At 41.2% G+C, this 20,929-nt stretch carries 19 protein-coding genes; 17 read left to right on the top strand and 2 right to left on the bottom strand.

Features of this window, described 5'->3' with window-relative positions; genetic code table 11:
- Positions 1 to 476: 476 nt before the first annotated feature.
- Together GNT69_RS03090 and GNT69_RS03085 are read left to right on the top strand one after the other, a co-directional pair.
- Positions 477 to 1,355 carry a tyrosine-type recombinase/integrase gene (locus GNT69_RS03090; RefSeq protein WP_203553474.1) on the top strand — a complete coding sequence of 293 codons (879 nt, stop codon included), beginning with the start codon at positions 477 to 479 and terminating at the stop codon, positions 1,353 to 1,355.
- A complete protein-coding gene (locus GNT69_RS03085) occupies positions 1,352 to 2,494 on the top strand; it encodes an IS91 family transposase (RefSeq protein ID WP_203553473.1) in 1,143 nt (380 codons plus the stop codon). Before GNT69_RS03090 ends, GNT69_RS03085 begins: the two co-directional genes overlap by 4 nt.
- A 392-nt stretch (positions 2,495 to 2,886) precedes the next feature.
- Here GNT69_RS03085 and GNT69_RS03080 read toward each other — a convergent pair whose 3' ends face one another.
- Both GNT69_RS03080 and GNT69_RS03075 read right to left on the bottom strand, forming a co-directional pair.
- Positions 2,887 to 3,558, bottom strand: coding sequence for an AroM family protein (locus GNT69_RS03080; protein WP_203553472.1), 672 nt, complete (start codon positions 3,556 to 3,558; stop codon positions 2,887 to 2,889).
- Between the two features lie 283 nt (positions 3,559 to 3,841).
- Positions 3,842 to 5,461, bottom strand: a complete 1,620-nt coding sequence (locus tag GNT69_RS03075) for an ABC transporter substrate-binding protein (protein WP_203553471.1) — start codon at positions 5,459 to 5,461, stop codon at positions 3,842 to 3,844.
- A 229-nt stretch (positions 5,462 to 5,690) separates the two neighbouring features.
- Here GNT69_RS03075 and nikB point away from each other — a divergent pair, with 229 nt between their 5' ends.
- From nikB to pfkB, 15 genes are all read left to right on the top strand, one after another.
- The gene (nikB, locus tag GNT69_RS03070) at positions 5,691 to 6,656 is read left to right on the top strand and encodes a nickel ABC transporter permease (protein ID WP_203553470.1); all 966 of its coding nucleotides are present in this window, start codon (positions 5,691 to 5,693) and stop codon (positions 6,654 to 6,656) included.
- A complete protein-coding gene (locus GNT69_RS03065; protein ID WP_239093999.1) occupies positions 6,656 to 7,552 on the top strand; it encodes an ABC transporter permease in 897 nt (298 codons plus the stop codon). Before nikB ends, GNT69_RS03065 begins: the two co-directional genes overlap by 1 nt.
- A gap of 18 nt (positions 7,553 to 7,570) precedes the next feature.
- A complete protein-coding gene (locus GNT69_RS03060; RefSeq protein ID WP_203553469.1) occupies positions 7,571 to 8,584 on the top strand; it encodes an ABC transporter ATP-binding protein in 1,014 nt (337 codons plus the stop codon).
- Positions 8,577 to 9,545 (top strand): dipeptide ABC transporter ATP-binding protein, encoded by a 969-nt coding sequence (locus GNT69_RS03055; RefSeq protein WP_203553468.1) that lies wholly within the window; start codon positions 8,577 to 8,579, stop codon positions 9,543 to 9,545. The genes GNT69_RS03060 and GNT69_RS03055 overlap by 8 nt, the downstream gene beginning before the upstream one ends.
- Positions 9,546 to 9,607: 62 nt before the next feature.
- On the top strand, positions 9,608 to 10,558 hold the full coding sequence (locus GNT69_RS03050) for a DUF1177 domain-containing protein (protein ID WP_203553467.1): 951 nt from the start codon (positions 9,608 to 9,610) through the stop codon (positions 10,556 to 10,558).
- Positions 10,555 to 11,832, top strand: a complete 1,278-nt coding sequence (locus tag GNT69_RS03045) for a M20 family metallopeptidase (RefSeq protein WP_203553466.1) — start codon at positions 10,555 to 10,557, stop codon at positions 11,830 to 11,832. The genes GNT69_RS03050 and GNT69_RS03045 overlap by 4 nt, the downstream gene beginning before the upstream one ends.
- A gap of 105 nt (positions 11,833 to 11,937) precedes the next feature.
- Entirely contained in the window at positions 11,938 to 12,699 is a 762-nt protein-coding gene (locus GNT69_RS03040) for an IclR family transcriptional regulator (RefSeq protein WP_203553465.1), read from the top strand.
- 22 nt (positions 12,700 to 12,721) lie between these two features.
- Positions 12,722 to 13,627, top strand: a complete 906-nt coding sequence (locus GNT69_RS03035) for an aminopeptidase (protein ID WP_203553464.1) — start codon at positions 12,722 to 12,724, stop codon at positions 13,625 to 13,627.
- Positions 13,628 to 14,009: 382 nt separating this feature from the next.
- A complete protein-coding gene (locus GNT69_RS03030) occupies positions 14,010 to 15,017 on the top strand; it encodes a LacI family DNA-binding transcriptional regulator (RefSeq protein ID WP_203553463.1) in 1,008 nt (335 codons plus the stop codon).
- Positions 15,018 to 15,122: 105 nt separating this feature from the next.
- Entirely contained in the window at positions 15,123 to 16,148 is a 1,026-nt protein-coding gene (locus GNT69_RS03025) for a TRAP transporter substrate-binding protein (RefSeq protein ID WP_203553462.1), read from the top strand.
- A 67-nt stretch (positions 16,149 to 16,215) separates the two neighbouring features.
- Positions 16,216 to 16,710, top strand: coding sequence for a TRAP transporter small permease (locus tag GNT69_RS03020; RefSeq protein WP_203553461.1), 495 nt, complete (start codon positions 16,216 to 16,218; stop codon positions 16,708 to 16,710).
- Positions 16,707 to 17,981: a TRAP transporter large permease gene (locus GNT69_RS03015; RefSeq protein ID WP_203553460.1), complete on the top strand. Its 1,275-nt coding sequence runs from the start codon at positions 16,707 to 16,709 to the stop codon at positions 17,979 to 17,981. The genes GNT69_RS03020 and GNT69_RS03015 overlap by 4 nt, the downstream gene beginning before the upstream one ends.
- A 12-nt stretch (positions 17,982 to 17,993) precedes the next feature.
- On the top strand, positions 17,994 to 19,013 hold the full coding sequence (locus GNT69_RS03010) for a zinc-binding alcohol dehydrogenase family protein (RefSeq protein WP_203553459.1): 1,020 nt from the start codon (positions 17,994 to 17,996) through the stop codon (positions 19,011 to 19,013).
- A gap of 256 nt (positions 19,014 to 19,269) precedes the next feature.
- On the top strand, positions 19,270 to 20,019 hold the full coding sequence (locus GNT69_RS03005; protein WP_203553458.1) for a DeoR/GlpR family DNA-binding transcription regulator: 750 nt from the start codon (positions 19,270 to 19,272) through the stop codon (positions 20,017 to 20,019).
- Complete coding sequence (gene pfkB / locus GNT69_RS03000; protein ID WP_203553457.1) at positions 20,016 to 20,927, top strand: 1-phosphofructokinase; 912 nt, start codon at positions 20,016 to 20,018, stop codon at positions 20,925 to 20,927. Before GNT69_RS03005 ends, pfkB begins: the two co-directional genes overlap by 4 nt.
- Positions 20,928 to 20,929 lie beyond the last annotated feature (2 nt).

The following is a 20,929-nucleotide window of genomic DNA, read 5'->3' as shown; positions in this document are numbered from 1 at the left end:
AAATATTTCCAATTTTCTGTTAGAGAAACAGCAGAAGAACGAAATCGTTAACGCGATGGCTTTTTGACAGAACCCTGAACATTAGTGGAGGAAAAACAAAAAAATGTGTTTTCTTGTGGTTTGTTTAATCGCCAAACCAAACAACCCAAGAAAGCACACTTTTTATATGAAGATGGTGTTTCCGCAAAAAGAAACAGCAGAAGAACGAAATCGCTAACGCGATGGCTTTTTGACAGAATCCTGAACATTAGTGGAAAAACAAAAAAAGTGTGTTTTCTTGTGGTATTGTTTAATCGCCAAACCAAACAATCCAAGAAAGCACACTTTTTATTATGAAGATTATATCACAAGGCTACAGAAAATTATACAACTATATTTTAAACAGACCTCGACCTCCACCTCCACCTCCACCTCCACCTCTTTTCTGATTTTGGTTAGTAACAGCTTATAAACCAGAATCAGGAGGCTTCTATTTTATGGATGAATATAAAGAAATCATCGAGTTATATTTTGAATTAAAAGGTACCCCAGAGTCATCTCAAGAATCCTATCTTCGAAGAATGAGGGCTTTTTTAACCTACATGCAGGATCTTGGGAAATCGATTGAAGACACGAATGAAACAGACATTCAACAGTACATCCTGTTCCTTAAAAGAGAAAAAGAGCTATCACCCGGCACGATTAATAATTACATCTCTGCGATTCGTTTTTTCTATACCTATGTCCTGCAGAAGGATTGGAATGCTAAAAAAATTCCAAGGATGAGAAGGGAGACCCACTTTCCCGTTGTTCCATCAAAAGAAGAGGTTCTTGCCCTCATCGATACCACTTCTAATTTGAAGCATAAGGCTATTCTTATGTTACTTTATGGAAGTGGCCTTCGTGTCAGTGAAGTCGCGCGGTTAAAAATCAGAGATATCTGCAGTAAAACGATGCGCATTCGGGTCGACCATGCGAAACATAATACCCATCGATATACGATTTTGTCGCAAACTTCTCTTGAGATTCTCCGTGAATATTTCAAAAAAGAATTTGCTAAAACGGGTTATAAGTCAGACGATTGGCTGTTTCGAGGACGAAACAAAGACAACCACTATCATATTAAATCGATTAAAAATACGATGATAAGACGGAGAGATAAGCAGGGACTCGACTCTCGAATTTCAGCTCACACCTTAAGGCATTGCTTTGCCACTCATGCCTTAGAAGATGGAGTTGATACGGTACTTATCCAACAATTATTAGGACATAAAAGTCTAAAAACGACGCAAATTTATTTGCATATGACTTCCAAAAGTATAATGGGAATAAAAAGTCCCCTGGATACCTTGGATACAAAGAGACATTTCGGATGAGTAAGATACAGGATATTTTTCGTACTTCTTATTCAATATTTCGAGAGAAATATCGAGTATCTGGAGAACAAGCAAAAGCTGCCACAGCTATTCTTAACTGTCGGACATCGAAATTAGGTGGCCATAAATATGAGTGTGGAGATTGCGGACACACAGAAATCAGCTACAACTCCTGTCGCAATCGACACTGCCCATCATGTCAAGGAGTGAATAAAGAGATCTGGGTGGATCAACGAAAAAAAGATATTTTAGATGCCCCCTATTTTCATGTGGTCTTCACCATGCCGGAACAGCTTCATATGCTTATCTATCATAATCAGAAACTGCTCTGTGATTTAATGTATAAGGCTGTCGCGGAAACCTTGATGGAGCTTGCGGGTGATGAAAAATATTTAGGGGCGCAAATTGGTTTTTTCTCTGTTTTGCATACATGGGGACAGGATTTGCATTTTCACCCCCACATCCATTCAGTCGTACTAGCTGGAGGATTATCCAAACAAAATCAATGGCGTGAAACGGGCAAGAAATTTTTCATTCCCGTAAGGGTACTTTCCAAGAAGTTTCGTGGGAAATTTCTTTATTATTTAAAGCGGTACTACCATCATAACCAATTGAACTTTTATAACAGTACGGAAATCTATAAAGATCCGAAACAATTTCAAGACCTAATTGATCAGTGTTATGGGATCGACTGGTATAGCTATACAAAAAGATCTTTTTCCGGTCCCTTGGCAGTTGTGAAATATCTTGGCCGTTATACACACCGAATAGCGATTTCAAATCATCGTATTATTTCTAGTGATCAAGAAACCGTTAAAATTCAGGTGAAAGATTATAAAGATAATCATCGAAATAGGACGCTCACCGTGAAAACAGTCGAGTTTATCCGTCGGTTTCTCATGCATGTCCTTCCCAAGAGGTTTGTGAAAATTAGGCATTACGGTTTATTGGCAAACCGCAATCGAAAGACCAAGTTGGTTCTCTGTAGAAAACTAACCAAAAGCAAAATCTATAAACCAATATTTGAAGGAAAGAATACACTCGAAGTCCTATCCATTCTTTTTAAAAAAGACGTTACATTATGTACAGGATGCAAAAAAGCGCATTTAAAGGAAATTTATTCATGGAGTGTACCATGATTCGTTTGAACTTAATAGTCATTTTAAAAAAGCCTCTTCAGTGGGGAGGGGGAAACTGTACCCAGAAGAGCATGAAAAATAATTTGAATAGCCACGTGCATGATGACTCGCTAGCTCAAATACCCAAAAACAGAGGAGAACCAAAGTTTGAAACCCCATAGGAGGAGCCCACCCTCGGGTCCGCGACTTCATTCTTCTCGGGCAATCAAAAATTTTGCAGTTAGAGAAAACAGGAAGAACCAAAAAGGCACATCAAGCAGCTAAAAACGCTTGATGTGCCTTTTTCCGCGCAAAACTTCCGATTGTCCCCTAAAAGAACCGTCCCGGCGTTTCACCGGCGTTTCACACCCAACAAATGAAACACCAGAACCGTCCCGGTGTTTCACCAGAACCTACAAAACCTCGGCGGCATTTTTGTAGACGATATTACGCGATAAGAGGATTGGTTTTTTTGTAAATGTTTGGGCGATGTTTTTCATTTCTTCGGTGTAGCCCATGCAATCAAGCACAATTGCTTTAACTGGATGAACGTCAAGTTGCTTTACGGCGTTGATCAACTCTTCCTCACAAAATGAATAAGGTGAACAGACGGCGGGGAGGGCATCAAAGCCGGCATCCTGCCATTTGCGAATAATATAAACGGTTTGCTCCTGAAGTGGAACAATCACCCCGATTAGCCCATCGCGGAAAAGTCCATTTACAACATAATTCAGTAGGTGATCTGGGTAAATAATCGGAATATTACTATTAAATAAAGGGAATTTCCCTGTGCAAGCAAGGATAATAAGCGTAACGTTTTGTTCATTCAACTCATCGATTAACTCTTGGATCATGGGGAGAATTTTTTCCTTCGCCATCTCGGCACTCTCGCCATTTTTTAAGCGGGAAACGAGTGTCGTTTGTCCGTGTTCAGGAGCTAAAGCATAAATTTCCTCCTCAGACTTACCGTCAAGAACCCCTTTTTCAATAATGATCGTGTCAGCGGGAAGATGGGTCCTAATCGCAGGAGTCATATCAATTCGTGGCGTTTGGCCAATTGTAATTATTCCGACTGTTTGCTTCATAATCATACCCCTTTCTTTTTTCATTTCCAAGTCAGTAAGTTTTAGTGGAAATTTGCCGTTCCCATTCTCATAAACGTTTGCGTACGGTACGATTCCTTCACATCAAAATACAATGAAAAGAAAAGTAGAGATGTCATCCCTACTTTTCTTTTGACTTGTTAACTATCGCAGATTAACGGGCAGTAATATCCCCACTTTTTGGGGATAAACTGCCCGTAAATGCCCGATTGGCTAAAGCTAACCATCAGAGGGGATGGAGCCCTCCTCTGATGGAAGTTTCGCCTTATTGTTTAAGTGATACATTTGTTCCGTTTGGATGAGCGATTTTGATTGTGAAATCTGGAGAAACATTAAAGCCTTCGACATTTTTACTTATGCCTGCTGTTGCATCGACATTATCAAGTTCAATTCTAGGCATGTCTTTTAAGATGAGTTCAAGCGCTTGCTGATAAAGCTCTGCTCGTTCATCTTGGTCAACTGTTTCTGCAACAGCTCGGTCAAGAAGGCTGTCAACTTCAGGATTGGAATATCCCTTACCATTTCCTAAAGAACCAATTTGATCACTATGGAACAATTGATATAAGAAGAAATAGGGATCTGGATACCAAGTCCAGCCGCCAATATTCATTGGCGCATTTCCTTTTGCAACTGTATCGCTGTATGTTCCCCATTCAACGGATTTCAGTTCAACGTCAATATTCAAGTTTTCCTTCATTTGGTTTTGGAATATAGTCGCGTATGGAATACGAGTTTCCAAAACATAAAGCTCTGTTTTAAATCCGTCCGGATAACCTGCTGCAGCAAGGAGCGCTTTCGCAGCTTCTGGATCGAATGTCGGAGTTAAAGCTTCTAACTCTTCACTGTAACCCCATGATGTTTTCGGAAGTCCCATGAATGATTTTTCTGCACCGCCCCATTGGTTGGCTCCTTGGACAACTTCCTCGACATTTGTTCCTTTATAAATCGCTTCACGCACTTTCGGGTCAGCGGTTGGGCCATTGATATTATTTAAATCTAAATAAGTTAACGAAAGCGCAGGTTCTGAAAGAAGGACGAGATTATCATCTTGGTTAATAAGCTCGCGGTTTTGCCCTTTAATATCCATTCCTACATGGATATCTCCCGCACGTAATGCATTTGCCATCTGACTTTGGTCAGGGATAATTTTAAAAGTAACCCCATCAAGATGTGGTGTTTCGCCCCAGTATTGGTCGTTGCGGACAATCTTCACTTCTGAATCCTTTGCCCAGCTGTCAAGCATGAAAGGACCTGTCCCAATTAAGTGGCTGCCAAAATCATCGCCCCAGCCTTCCACTTCTTCTTTCGGAACAATGACATTTCCAGCATCTGTTAACATCGGAAATAGAGCTGCATTAGGTTCCGTTAAATGAACTTCAACTTCAAATTCACTGATTACTTCGACTTTTTCTACGCCACGCAAGCGATTCATGGCTGATTCATTTACAGAGCGTTCAAGGCTGTACTTGACGTCCTCAGCTGTCATTTGTCGGCCATCCTGGTATTCCCCAGGTTGAAAATACGCATTTTCGCGCAATTTAAATGTATAAACTTTCATATCGTCTGATACTTCCCATTCGGTTGCAAGGGAAGGGATGAATTCTGTTAGTTCTTTGTTATAGACGATCAATGTATCGGCAATTTGATTCATTACTTGTGATTCATAAACGCCAGTGTACTTTGCAGGATCCAATGTTTTTGGATTTGCTGAAAGGCCAATCGTTAAAATCCCTCCATCTTGAGGTGTTTCCGTTGCAGAAGTGTCCTCCTCATTTGCAGAATCATCTGAAGAACCAGTATCGTTCCCAGAAGAACAAGCTCCTAAAACTAAAATAATCGAGAAGACAGTTAGTAACAGCCAGTAACGAGATGATCTTGTTTTCATGTTTTCTCCCTCCTGTTTCACATATCGAAACATTAATTCGAATATTGAATTTTTCATAAATTTATCACACTAAAGAGGAGAAGTAAATCATTTTTTTTTATGTTAACAAAAAAGAACTTTTTTAGATTTTTTCGTATTTACAAGTTATTTTTGTGATGCTATTCTTTTAAAAAGATTCAAATACTGAAACGCTGTTTCAAATGGAGAATAATTGAAGGGGAGGTTATTTATGGGCAAGTTTATCATTAAAAGGTTCATTGACCTTGTACCAACGATCTTTGTCGTTGCCATTATCGTTTTTGTTATTACGCGAATGATCCCAGGTGACCCGGCGAGTGTCATGCTTGGGCCGCAGGCGAGTGTAGAGGATGTTGAAGCGTTAACAGAAGAACTTGGTTTGAATGATCCGCTTTATGTCCAGTTTTTTCAATATATTAGCAATCTTGTCCGCGGGGATTTTGGGGTTTCGTATTCTTACAACCAACCGATTGTTGAACTCATTATGGAACGTTTTCCTAATACCCTTATTCTGGCGGTCAGTGCCTTAATCATTGCTTTTGTGATTGGGGTACCAGCAGGAATTATCGCTGCTTCAAAACAAAATTCATTTTTGGATTACGGAGTTATGCTTGTTTCGTTAATCGGGGTATCGATGCCAATCTTTTGGTTAGGAATCATGCTCGTTCTTTATTTTAGTGTGAATCTTGGCTGGTTTCCGGCAACTGGAATGGGCTCGCTTGATGATGGGGTTATTTCTTATTTAAAACATCTCATCCTTCCAAGTGTGACGCTCGCGACAATTCCGATGGCGACTTTCGCCCGGATTACACGTTCAAGCATGCTAGAAGTCATTTCACAAGATTATATTAAAACCGCCCGTGCGAAAGGGTTAAGCGAGTTTTGGGTGATTTGCAAACATGCGTTTAAAAATGCCTTAACTCCATTGTTGACTGTACTTGGAATGCAAATTTCGATGATGCTTGGCGGTGCAGTTCTCACTGAGACGATTTTCAGCTGGCCTGGAATGGGTCGCTTGATTGTCGATGCGATTGACAAGCGTGATTTCATCGTCGTCCAAGGAACGGTTTTATTTATCGCAGTCATTTTTGTCCTCGTCAATCTGTTTGTCGATATCATGTATAAAGTGGTCAATCCAAGGGTGAATCTTTCTTCCAGCAAAGGAGGGTCAAAATAATGGCTATGTTAGAGAACAATCTTCCAGCTGCAGATAAAAACCAACAAAAGAAAGCGAAAAAAGAGGCGGGTTTATTTAAAAAGCTTTTACGAAATCGTCTCGCGGCAATAGGACTTTTTATTACGTTGTCGATGGTAATTGTTGCTACCTTTGCTCCGTGGATTGCTCCATTGCATCCGAATGAAATGAATATCGCCAACACTTTGGCACCTCCAGGAACGGATGGTCATTTATTAGGAACGGATAATTATGGAAGAGATCTGTTCAGCCGCCTTGTCTATGGTGCACGGATTTCGTTGATTGTCGGCGTTGCTGCAGTCGTATTTGGAGCCTTTTTTGGTACGCTGCTCGGGTTGGTTTCTGGTTATTTCGGTGGACGTCTTGATTCGATGATTATGAGAACGATGGACGGGCTGTTCGCGTTCCCATTTATTTTATTAGCGATTACGTTAATGACAGTATTAGGCCAAGGGTTAATGAATGTAATAATTGCCATTGGAATCGCCAATATTCCTGGTTTTGCGAGGATTGTCCGCGGCCAAGTGTTGAGCGTGAAGGAAGAAGAGTTTATTGAAGTGACAGAGTCATTGGGCGCTACCCATGGCCGAATCCTTTTTCATCATATTTTGCCGAACTGTCTTGCTCCGTTGATTGTTTATGGAACGATGAGCGTGGCCGGTGCGATTATTTCTGAAGCAGCCTTAAGTTTCTTAGGTCTAGGGGTGCAGCCACCAACCGCTTCATGGGGAAGTATCTTGAAAGATGGAAAGGACTTTTTAGTGTTAAGCCCGCATATGGCGACGTTCTCTGGAATGGCGATTCTGTTGACTGTTCTTGGGATTAACTTGTTTGGTGATGGCTTAAGAGATGCTTTAGATCCAAAAATGAAAGTATAGTAGCTGGGGGTGATTTGCTTGTCCGATTTTTTATTAAAAGTAGAAGACTTACAAGTGCATTTTCGTTCATCATCTGCCATTGTAAAGGCGGTAAATGGTGTTAGTTTTACATTAAATAAAAAAGAAACGCTCGGAATTGTTGGCGAATCAGGCTCAGGGAAAAGTGTGACGGCAACCGCCCTGCTTCGCTTGATTCCAAGCCCACCGGGGAAGATTGCCGGGGGCCGAATCCTCTTTGATGGCAAGGACCTTCTCACTTTATCGGAAAATGACATGCGTGATGTTCGTGGCAATGAAATTTCAATGATCTTTCAAGACCCGATGACGAGTTTAAATCCGGTCTTTACCGTTGGTGATCAAATTATGGAGTCGATTCGCATCCATCGCAAAGTTTCCAAAAAGGAAGCGAAACAAGCTGCGATTGACATGTTGAAACTCGTTGGAATTCCCGAAGCGGAGAAGCGAATCAAAATGTATCCGCATGAATTTTCCGGTGGAATGAGACAGCGGGTGATGATTGCAATTGCCTTAGCCTGTAATCCAAAGCTATTGATTGCTGATGAACCGACGACAGCACTCGATGTGACGGTTCAGGCGCAAATATTGGATTTGATGAAAAATTTACAAGACACGATTGATACATCAATTATTATGATTACCCATGATTTAGGGGTTGTCTGGGAAATGTGTGATAAAGTCATCGTCATGTATGCGGGCAATACCGTTGAATCTGGTAGCGTCAAGGCGCTTTATGATGAGCCACTTCATCCATATACTTGGGGATTGCTAGATTCACAGATTAAAAGTGATATTGTCAACGAAGACAAGCTACCTGCGATTCCGGGAACACCGCCAGATTTACGGGAGGAAATGGAAGGCTGCCATTTTGCTGATCGCTGTCCATACGCTGGGGATATTTGCTTTTCCGAGAAGCCCGAGCCGATCGAAGTTAAACCGGATCATGTTGTTGCTTGCCATTTCCAAACGAAGACCGACCGTTTAAAGAGAAAGGAGAGGGCGTATAGTGGCTGAGGCGATTCTTAAAGTTGAAAATTTAAAAAAGCATTTCCCAGTTCAAAGCTCAATCCCTTTTATGAAATCAACGCAAAGCGTTAAGGCGGTTGACGGTGTCAGCTTTGAAGTCTTTCGCGGCGAAACATTGGGGATTGTTGGTGAATCCGGCTGCGGCAAATCGACGATGGCGCGATTAATCAACCAATTAATTCGTCCGACTGAAGGAAAAGTCCTTTTTAAAGGGCAGGATTTAGCGGTAATGGAAACGAAAGAAATCCGCGCGATTCGTAAATCAATCCAGATGGTTTTCCAAAATCCGTACGGTTCACTAGATCCAAGGAAAACGATTAAACAATTGATTATAGAACCTTTGGATATTCACAATGTCGGCACGAAACAATCCCGACTTGAGCGCGTTTATGAATTATTAGAGGTTGTTGGTTTAAGCAGCTATCATGCCGAACGTTACCCGCATGAGTTTTCTGGTGGGCAGCGCCAGCGTATTAATATCGCTCGTGCGCTTGCGTTAAATCCGGATGTGATTATTTGCGACGAGCCGGTGTCGGCGCTGGACGTTTCCGTTCAAGCGCAGGTGATCAACCTTTTAAAAGACTTACAGAAAACGTTTGATTTGACGTATATTTTTATCTCCCATGATTTAAATGTGGTCAGATATATGTGTGACCGAATTGCTGTCATGTACCTCGGGAAAGTCGTTGAAATCGGGACGTTTGCGGAAATTTATGAAAATCCGCTTCATCCATATACAAAAGCATTGCTGTCAGCAATTCCAAAGGAAAGTCCTTACGAACAGAAAAACAGAATTCTTTTAAAAGGGGATGTGCCAAGTCCAATGAATCCCCCGTCAGGCTGTCATTTTCATGAACGATGTCCGCAAGCATTTGATCGTTGCAAAAGTGTGCGACCTGAACTGGAACAGCAAGAAAAAGGTCAGCAAGTTGCTTGCCATCTTTACTAAACAATAGAGAAATAGAATAAATACTGGATGGAGTCTCATACATCCAACTGGAGGGAATTGTTATGTCGTTAAAATATGTAATGGAAGTATTAGAGTTAATGGATCAACTTCAAGTGACCGGTGAAGATGTGAAAACCTATCTTGAACAGGTGTCAACTGCTGGAAAGATTACCGTACAAACCGTAGAAGGGAAAGCTGGCTCGACTGATTTTATTAAAGTCGTTATTCCTGGAGAAAACGGCAAATCAAATGGGGGAGATGCTCCTACACTCGGAATTATTGGGCGATTAGGTGGAATTGGCGCTCGACCTGAAGTAAAAGGATTTGTTTCTGACGGCGACGGTGCGCTCGCTTGTATGTCAGCAGCTGCGAAACTGCTCGATATGTTTGGAAAAGGTGACCGTCTGAATGGCGACGTTATTTTAACGACGCATATTTGTCCAACAGCGCCAACATTGCCGCATGATCCAGTTCCGTTCATGGATTCCCCAGTCGATATTTTAACGATGAATCAACATGAAGTAACAGAAGAGATGGATGCAATTTTATCAATCGATACGACAAAAGGGAATATGATTACCAATCATAAAGGGTTTGCAATTACGCCAACTGTTAAAGAAGGCTATATTTTAAAAGTGAGCAGTGACTTGCTGCATGTATACACGCAATCAGCTGGGCGCCTGCCGGTTACTTTGCCGATTACGACGCAAGATATTACTCCTTACGGAAACGGTGTTTACCATGTTAACAGCATTCTCCAGCCTGCAGTTGCTACAAAAGCTCCAGTTGTCGGGGTGGCGATTACCGCAGAGACGGCTGTTGCTGGTTGCGGAACAGGGGCAACACATCCGACAGACGTCGAACAAGTTGTCCGCTATGCCATCGAAGTAGCGAAGCTGTTTGGTGAAAAGAAATGTTCTTTTTACGATGACGAGGAATTTGCCCGATTAGAAACACTTTACGGAAAAATGACACATTTGCAAACGATGGGAAATCAGGTGGCTAAAGCATGAGTGAGCTCAATGTTTTAAAACAAAGATTAATAGACGAAGTTGAAGCACACAAGGAAGAGTTAATTGACCTATGTGGTGCGCTAATTAAAATTCCAAGCGAAAACCCACCTGGAGATTCAACGGAAATCTCCGAGTTTATTGCGAATTATCTTGATCAATTCGGGCTAAATGTGCAATGGCATGAATCAAATGAAAAAATGTTTAACCTTCTTTCTAGCATTGGAAATGAACAAGGAAAAGAACTGGTTTATTGCGGTCATACCGATGTCGTACCGGCTGGGGATCGCTCGAAATGGGATTTCGATCCTTTTTCAGGCGAAGTGAAGGATGGCTGGATGCTCGGGCGCGGGGCAAGTGATATGAAAGCAGGACTAGCCGGAATCATTTTTGCTTTTACCTTACTGAAGAGGTTAGAGGTGGAGCTTCCTGGGAAACTAACACTGGCGATCGTTCCTGATGAAGAAACAGGCGGAGATTTTGGTGTACCATGGTTGTTGGAAAAGGGCTTGATCAAAGGAGATGGTGCCTTAATTGCCGAGCCTTCTTCTCCGTTAAATCCGACGATTGGTCAGAAAGGTTCCTACTGGTTTGAGCTTGAAGTCTATGGGGAACCAGGTCATGGCAGTCTGTCACCACTTGCGGGAAATAACGCCATTACTGATGCCATTGCAGCGATTGAAAAAATTAGAACGCTATGGGATCTAAAAATTGACATTCCTGAAGAAGTAAAAGATTTGATTGAAGTATCGCAAAAGTATATGCGTGAAGTTGAAGCTGACAGAGCAAAATTCCAGCCTGTGTTTGAAAAAATCACCGTCAATATTGGGACCATTGAAGGTGGAACAAAATCAAATGTCATTCCCGAAAGCTGTAAAGTTCAAGTCGATTGTCGTTTGCCTTTTGGAGTGACACAGGATGAAGTGACGGCCTATCTTCGCAAACATCTAGATGAGTTAGGAATTCGCTATGAAATTCGTCCATTTGGATTTAGAAGCCATGCAAACTATACGTCGGCAGAGGATGCTGTCTGTAAGTCGATTGTTGACAATATTACGTTTGTAACTGGTGAAGAAGCATATGGTGTGATGCAATGGGCGAGCAGTGATGCCCGTCATTTTAGGGATTATCACATTCCTGTTTTACAATATGGGCCTGCTTATTTACCAAGCATTCACGGTTACAATGAAAAGGTTCTTGTTGAAGATATCATTCGTTGTGCAAAGGTTTATATTGCTGCCGTGATTGACTTTCTGTATGAAGCAAAGAGTGAATAATCACTGAAAAATGACGAATCTAGCAGTTTTTCTCATCAATCGGAAAACTGCTAGATTCGTATGGTATCTTTAAGATAGAAATTGTCTGGGAAAGGAGGATGTCGAATGTTAAAAACATTGGATCTGGCGTTAAAAGTCCTGATGATGTTTACGCGGGAAAAGCCAGTTTGGGGCGTAAGAGAATTGGCAAGTGAGATTGGGGTAAATCATACAAATATTTATCGGATTCTTGAAACGTTTGAAAAAAATCGCTTTATTTCTAAAGATAAAGTGACGAAAAAATATTCATTAGGATATGCCACGTGGGAATTGGGGATGATCATGTATGAAAATCTTAATGTTCATACGTTAATCTATCCTGCTCTTGAGCGGCTAAAGGATAAAACGGGGGAATCGATCTTCTTGACCGTTCTTGACCGGAATGAAGCAGTGACACTTGCAACGGTCGAACCTGAAAATAAAGTGAAATTCTCCGTTTCAGTAGGGAGCAGAGCGCCATTATACGTTGGTGCTTCATACCGTTCAATCTTAGCTTATTTGCCTGATGAGGTCATTGAATCTGTGATTGCCTCTGATATGAAAAAGTATACAGAGAAGACAATGACAGATGGAGACGAATTAAGAACCGAGCTTGACAGCATCAGGCAGCAAGGATGGGCCAAAAGCCTTGGAGAGTATACGGCAGATGTCATCGCTATCGCTGTGCCGTTGTTTGATCATGAAGAAATCATCGGTTCTGTTACCGTTTCAGGTCCTGTTTATCGAATGTCTGATGAAAAAATAGAGGATTTTTTGCCCCTTCTACAAGAGACAAGAGATGAAATCAGTCAAATTATTCAAAGGTACCAATTAAAATTAAAAGTTTAACATGCTTTGGAGGTTAGAATAGATGGATGAATTGATTGAAGTGGGGAAATCAATCCTAAAATATAATCTTAATATTAAAGAAGATGAAGAGATTTTAATTGTTACCGATGCAGAATCAAGAAAAGTTGCTGATGTTTTTTATCATTCTGGTATGCTGTTGGGAAATGAAACATTGCTGCTGGAAATGCCGACAAGAAGCAAATCAGGTGAAGAGCCACCGAGAACAGTCGCCACTGCAATGAAATCAGCAGAAGTTGTTTTGTGCATCACGCATCATTCTCTTACCCATACAAATGCTCGGAAAGAAGCTTCCGCTCAAGGTGCACGAGTTGCGACAATGCCGGGGATTACCATCGATATGCTCCATTACGGAGCCATTACCGCAGATTATGCAGAGGTTGAGAAGCTGACAGATCATTATTGCGGTCTGCTTAATGATGGCGAGCAAGTAACGATTAAGAAAGAGGATACAAGCTTAACTTTTTCAATAAAAGGAAGAAAAGCGATCGCGAGTACCGGTGTCTTCCGTGAACAAGGACAATCGGGCAATCTACCTTCTGGTGAAAGCTATATTGCGCCAATCGAAGATTCCGCGAATGGAACGATGCTCATCGACGGGGCCATCGCTGGAATCGGCCTTGTCCGTGAACCTGTATTATTAACAATCGAAAATGGGAGATTAGTAGATGCTACAGGTGAAGAAGGAAAGAAATTACTAGAATTACTTGGTGACGGAGACGGTAGAATCATCGCCGAATTCGGCATCGGCACAAATAAAAACGCCCGCCTAACCGGAAACGTATTAGAAGATGAAAAAGTCTATGGAACCGCTCACATCGCCTTCGGCAGCAACAAATCATTCGGCGGAACAACCGAAGCCGGCGTCCACATCGACTGCGTCATCAAAAATCCGATAATTGAAATTTGAAACATGGGGACGGTTCTGCCGTTTCCCTAAATACCCCCATTTTCACCAACAACTACCACTAATAAATGAGCGGTAATCTGCCCGCCTTAGCTTAAAAATAACTTTTTCAATGGTTTTCCTTCCTTTTTTTCTACTAATGCTTGGTAATTCTAGTTATCAATCATAAAAGTTTCAACAGAAACACGAGAACAATCCCACTGTTATCCTGTCATTTTATCTCAAAAAGAACAAGGTTTAGCCTCCTAAAGAGCTGATTTTGGAGAAATATGGGATTACCAAAGTATAAAAAAATTTTTTTGAAATAAGGTATTGCCAATGAAAGTGTTTTCAAATATACTCTAACTAAACCGGTTTACTAAATCGGTTTAGAAGAGGGATTGCAATGAGAAAAGTCACAATGAAAGATGTTGCAGCCAAAGCAGAGGTTTCTAAGAGTACGGTATCTCAGTATATCAATGGCCGCTATGAATATATGGCTCAAGCTACAAAGGAAAGAATTGAAAACGCAATCAAAGAGCTTGGGTATATCCCCAATTATGTAGCCAAGAGTTTAAAGCAGAAAAAGTCAGCGACGATAGGTGTTATTGTTGCCAATATCATGCATTCATTTACAACGGAGATTATTAGAGTCATTGAGGATACATGTAAACAAAATGATTTTCATATTTTCGTCTGTAATGCAGATGATGACCCAGCTAAAGAACGCAGTTATATTAACATGCTAATGGCTAAACAAGTAGATGGTTTATTGATTTTTCCAACATCCGGAAATACAGAGATTTATAAAAAATTAAAAAAATCTCAATTCCCGGTAGTGTTTATTGACCGTAAAATGGAACCGATCATTTATCCGACCGTTTTGCTAGATAACGAGAAAGCATCGGAATTAGTCGTTGAGTGCTTCCTTAAATCTGGAAAAACAAAAATATGTTTAGTAGCGCAATCGATTGAAAGCGGAATCACACCGCGTCTTGAACGTATCGAAGGTTATAAAAAAGCATTGCTTAAAAACGGACTACCTGTAAATGAAAAATGGATCATAACAGCGGACTCTCCTGAAATGAATAAGCAATTGCTATCACTTTGGCAGGATCAAGCGAACCGTCCCAATGCTTTTTATGCGATTAATGGGATGGCGGCGATTGAACTAGTTACTTTTTTGAAAGCGCAACACATATTAGTTCCTAGAGATGTAAGCGTGATCACAATGGATGATTCACCATTTTTGGCGGCGTCGACACCGGCGATTACGGTTGTTGCTCAGCCTACCCATGAGATGGGGAAAGACGCAGCAAATTTGATTCTTGAGTTAATTAATCATGAAGAGCTCAAAGAAGAATATCAAATTTTACGCTATCCGCCGATTTTAATTGAACGGGAATCTGTTTGAAGTAAGTGCTGAAAAGCATGATTTGAAAGGGGGGATTAGGGAGTCTATAACCAACTAATTATAGTAAAACAAAAATTTTAAAATAGATATGAGGGGGAAATTAAATTGAAGAAAAAGTTTAGTATTCTATCAGCATTGTTAGCAATTGTCTTATTATTAGCCGCATGTGGCGGTGGTTCTTCAGATGAAGCTTCAGGCGACGGTTCAGATGGCGCAGCAAATGCTGGGAAAACGATTAAATGGAAACTAGGACATTTAGCAGATGAAAATCATATTTGGCATAAAACGTCTCAAGAGTTTGCAAATTTAGTTAATGAAAAGACAGATGGTCAAATTGAAATTACTGTTTTCCCAAGCAACACTTTAGGTGGAGAAACGGACACAATTAATGCGATTGCCGCTGGTACGGCTGATCTTGTAATTTCAGGTGAAACTTTACAAAACTGGGCACCAAAAGCAGCATTAATGGCTACACCGTATGCATTTAGAGATGCTGATCATGTAAGAGCAGTTGTCGAAGGTGAAATTGGTGATGAAATTGCAGCTGAAATTCATGAAAAGGCTGGCTTAACTCCATTATTTTATATGCAGCGTGCACCACGTAACTTAACATCTACTGAGGCAATTCAAACGCCTGCAGATTTAAATGGATTTTCAATGCGTGTTCCGAACGTGCCACTATTCTTAAACGCATGGCAAGCAGCGGGAGCAAAACCGCAAGTTATGGACTTTAACGAAGTGTTCACTGGGATTCAGTCAGGCGTCATCAAAGGTCAAGAAAACCCTGTTGACCTAATTAAGAGTGGTGCATTATATGAAGTTCAAGGCTATGTCAACCAAACAGAGCATGTGCATTCTTGGATCTACATTCTAGTTGGTAATAAGCAATTTGACGCATTAACAGATGAGCAGCGTGCAGCCGTTCAAGAAGCAGCAGCAGAAGCACAAGCGTTTGCAGCAGGCCTATTAGACTCTGAAATTGTGCAAATTACGGAAGATTTAAAAGCAGAAGGTATGGAATTCGTTGAAGTCGATCAAGATGCGTTCCGCGAAGCAATGAAACCAGCGATCGAATCGTCTTTATCAGAAGACCAGCTTGACCTTTATGAAAGAATTCTAGCTGTTGAATAATATGAAAAAAGAATGAGGCTGTTCCTTTTAACAGCCTCATTTTTCTTGAAAGGAGTAGTTTTGCACCATGACCTTCTTAAAATGGGTAACGAGAATCATGTCCGTCTTAGCTATCCTATGTCTCGCCGGTGTGATCATCACCGTTTCGATTCAAATAGGATCACGATTTTTACCTTATTCTTACATTTGGACAGAAGAGTTAACACGTTATCTGTTCCTATATGCGATTTGTTTTGGGGCGCCGCTTGCATTGCTGCGAAATGATTACATCGCGGTTGATATGATTGTCGGTCGATTTAAAGGGAAAGTGAGAAAAATCTATGACATTGTAATTAATTTCACAATTTTAGCTTTAAGTGCCGTGATGGTGAAAGAATCGTATACGTTTGTCCAACTTGGCAAAGTGCAATCTTCGGCAACAATGCCGTTTCAAATGTCCGTTATCCATGCCACGATTTTGATCATGAGTCTGTTCTTGCTTCTCTTTTCACTTGTGAAAATTGGCTGGTTATTTACGAATAAAAAGAACCCATATGAAGTGGATGGGGGTGGAGAACTATGATGGCCCTGCTGTTATTTGTTTCATTTCTTGTTTTAATCTTTGTCGGTGTTCCGGTCGCATTTAGTTTAGGATTATCATCACTGCTCTATTTATTTATAAATGATATCCCCTTAAACATCATTCCGCAAAGGATGTTCGGTGGCTTAAACTCATTCGTTTTGCTCTGTATTCCTGGGTTTATTCTCGCTGGAAACTTGATGAACTCCGGCGGAATTACTGACCGAATTATCGAGTTTGCTAATAGACTAGTCGGAAACGTTCGCGGTGGACTTGGGTTAGCAAACGTTGGTGCTTCGATGGGATTCGGGGGAATTTCAGGAACGGCATTAGCTGATACCGCAAGTATTGGTTCGATTTTAATTCCAGCAATGAAAAAGCAAGGCTATGGTGCCGGATTCTCCTCTGCCATAACAGCATCTTCCTCAGTAGTTGGACCGATCATCCCACCATCACTGCCAATGATTATTGTTGGTACCCTTGCTTCGTTATCAATTGGTGACTTGTTTTTAGCTGGGATTGTTCCGGGGGTTTTGATTGGTTTAGGTTTAATGATTCCAACCTATCTGATTTCTGTAAAGAGAAACTATCCAAAAGGTGAAAAATCTTCATTAAAAGAAATTTGGAAAAGCTTTACTGGTGCATTTTGGGCGCTGTTTATGACTGTAATTATTCTTTATGGAATTTTAGGCGGGATTTTCACTCCAACAGAGGCATCTGTTGTCGCTGTTCTTTATGCATTTGTAATCGGCATTTTTGTTTACAAGGAACTGCCTGTTAAAAAAATTCCGGAAATCATGTTGTCAACAATCACATCAACCGCAGCGATCATGCTGCTTGTCGGCTTTGCCAACCTTTTTGGCTGGATTTTAGTCGCTGAACAGATTCCACAAATGGTTGCCGATACGATATTAGGAATTTCAACAAATTCTGTGATTGTTGTGTTGTTAATTATTTTACTTGTTTTATTTGTCGGTACATTTATGGAGACGATTGCCGGGTTAGTTATTCTCTTCCCAGTTCTTTTGCCTGTTGCCTTACAAATTGGCATGGACCCAATTCAATTTGGGGTCACAATGGTATTAGCGATGGTGATCGGTCTGGTGACGCCGCCGGTCGGGGTTTGTTTATTCGTTGCTTCCCAGATTGGAAAGGTTTCAATGGGAACCGCAGTAAGGGAATTGGTTCCGTTTATTAGTGTTCTATTATTCATCCTCTTGCTTGTTGCCTTTGTACCGAGTATTACGTTGTATTTACCAAGTTTATTTGACTAGGAGTGTTAAATTATGAAAGCCGTTCGTATTCCAAAACCACATGAAATTATTTTAGAAGAAGTGGAACAACCTGTAATTAGTAACGCAAATGAAGTGCTTGTAAAAATTAAGCGTGTAGGAATATGCGGATCTGACATGCATATTTACCACGGAACGAATCCGCTTGCGACTTATCCGCGCGTTGTTGGCCATGAGGTCGCTGGAGAGGTAGTTTCCGTTGGTGAAGCGGTAACCAATTTGAAACCTGGTGATCATGTTGTTGTCGAGCCAATCCGTTATTGTGGAAAATGCTATGCTTGCCGTCAAGGACGTCCAAATGTGTGTAAAGAACTTTCCGTATTTGGAGTTCATGAAGATGGAGGCATGCGAGAATTTGTCGTTCTTCCTGAAAAACAATTGCATCGAGTTGACCCTTCCCTTGATTGGGACGAAGTGGTGTTAGCGGAGCCTTATACGATTGGTGCCCAAGCGACATGGCGCGGCAATGTTCAAGAAGGGGATACGGTATTCATTCAAGGTGCAGGGCCGATCGGCATTTGTGCCTTAAAAATGGCGAAGCTTGCAGGGGCAACCGTGATGATTTCTGACTTAAAAGAAGAACGCCTGGCGTTTGCCAAGGAAAATGGAGCAGACTTCATCATTCATGCCGGAAGTGAAGAGGTCGAAGCGAAGGTCATGGAATATACAAATGGCGAAGGAGCTAATGTTGTTGTTGATGCCGTCTGTCTGCCGTTTACATTTGAATTAGGTCCGAAAGTTGCTTCTGTTGCAGGGACAGTCGTCGTATTAGGCTTCGATGAGCGTCCATCGCAGATCTCGCAGCTGCCAATCACAAAGAAAGAACTAGCAATCGTTGGTTCACGCTTGCAAACAAACCAATTTAAAAAAGTAGTTCAGTTACTAAACGAAAAGAAACTACAACATAACGGCCTAGTCACACACAAATTCGCCCTTAATGACGTAAAAGAAGCCTTCAAATACGTCGAAGAAAACCCAGACACAGTCAGAAAAGCACTCATCGTGTTTGAATAGCATGGGACGGTTCACCTGTTTGAAAAGACAGGTGAACCGTCCTTTTTGTTTGTGAAACAGGGGGACGGTTCTGCCGTTTCCCTAAATTTTTCCATGGAGGTCAGTCCCCCGCCACGGTAACGTATTACTTTACTGGGGGACTGACCCTATTTGGTTGTTTGTGATTGTTTATGATTCATTTTGATTGACTTTTGATGGTTTCGGAAGTAAAATACAATTGTGTTGAGATTATGAAAGCGTTTTAGGAGGTTATCTTTTGCTAGAACCAGAACGCCACCAAAAAATTTTAGAAGCATTAAAGAATAAGAATACGGTCAAGCTCCAAGAACTTGTTGAGTTGACAAACTCCTCTGAATCAACGATCCGTAGAGATCTAACTCAACTAGAGCAAAGAAATCTGCTGAAGAGAGTTCATGGAGGCGCGGCAAGACTACAAGGGAATCTTACTGAACCGACGATGACAGAGAAATCTTCCAAAAACCTTCAAGCAAAGAACCAGATTGCTCAATTTGCTGCGAAATTAGTGGAAGAGGGAGAGAGCATTTATTTAGATGCTGGCTCGACGATTCTGGAAATGATTCCGTATCTTCCAAGCAATATCGTTGTTGTCACAAATGGATTAACACATGCAAACGAACTGCTTGAAAAAGAGATTAAAACCTATTTAATTGGTGGCTTTATTAAGCCGACAACAAAGGCAATGGTCGGTCGGGGAGCCGTCGATAGCCTGGAAAAATATCGTTTTGATAAATGCTTTCTAGGTGTAAACGGAATTCATCCACAGTATGGGTATACGACACCCGATCAAGAGGAAGCCTCAATTAAACAAATGGCTTTATCCCTTGCGAGGGAAAGCTTTGTCCTTGCGGATGAATCGAAGTTTTCCGAAGTGGCATTTGCCAAGATTGCTGAGCTAAGTGAAGCCTCCATTATTACCGATCATTTAAGCGCGGAAGCAGAAGAACTTTTTATTAGTCAAACAAAAATTAAGGTTGTGACAGCATGATTTATACAGTTACGTTGAATCCATCACTTGACTACATCGTCGAAGTCGATGAAATGACGTTAGGACAATTGAACCGAACAAAAACAGAAGCAAAATTTCCTGGAGGCAAAGGTATTAATGTTTCCCAAGTTTTGAAAAAGTTTGATGTAAGAAGCAAAGCGATGGGTTTCCTTGGTGGATTTACAGGGGCCTACATTGAAAATTATCTAAAATCCATCGACATTGAAACGGAATTTGTGGAAATAAAAGGCGATACACGAATGAACATCAAGTTGCGCTCAGAACAAGAGACCGAAATCAATGCAAACGGGCCTACAGTTACATCTGATGAAGTAAGCTCTTTAAAAAGCAAAATCAATCGCTTAACGAGCGAGGATTGCCTCATCCTGGCAGGCAGCATCCCTGCTTCGATGCCGGAAACGATGTATGAAGAATTGATTGAAATCTGCATTCAGAATCGGACTAAATTTGTCGTTGATGCAGAAGGTGACCTGTTAAAACGAATTGTTCCGTTGAAACCATTTTTAATCAAACCAAATCATCATGAGCTTGGTGAGTTCTTTCAAACAAAAATTGACAGTATTGCAGATGCGATCCCCCATGGTCGAGAGCTGATCAACATGGGTGTGCAAAATGTCATCGTCTCATTAGCTGATAAAGGTGCGGTATTTTTGAATGAAGCATGCACATTAGTCGCAAATGTTCCAAAAGGGGAAATGAAAAGTTCTGTGGGAGCGGGAGATTCAATGGTTGCTGCGTTTATGGCCACATTTGAAAAAATAGGAAACGTGGAAGAAGCCTTCAAATATAGTGTTGCTGCTGGCAGTGCGACCGCTTTTTCACTTGGACTATGCACTCGTGAAAACGTGGAAGAATTGCTTGAGCAAGTCCACATAGAAAAGCGTTAAGG

It is taken from the genome of Bacillus sp. B15-48, from assembly GCF_016879755.1.
GTDB lineage: Bacteria > Bacillota > Bacilli > Bacillales > Cytobacillaceae > Mesobacillus_B.
This window is presented reverse-complemented; position numbering and strand designations above follow the sequence as displayed.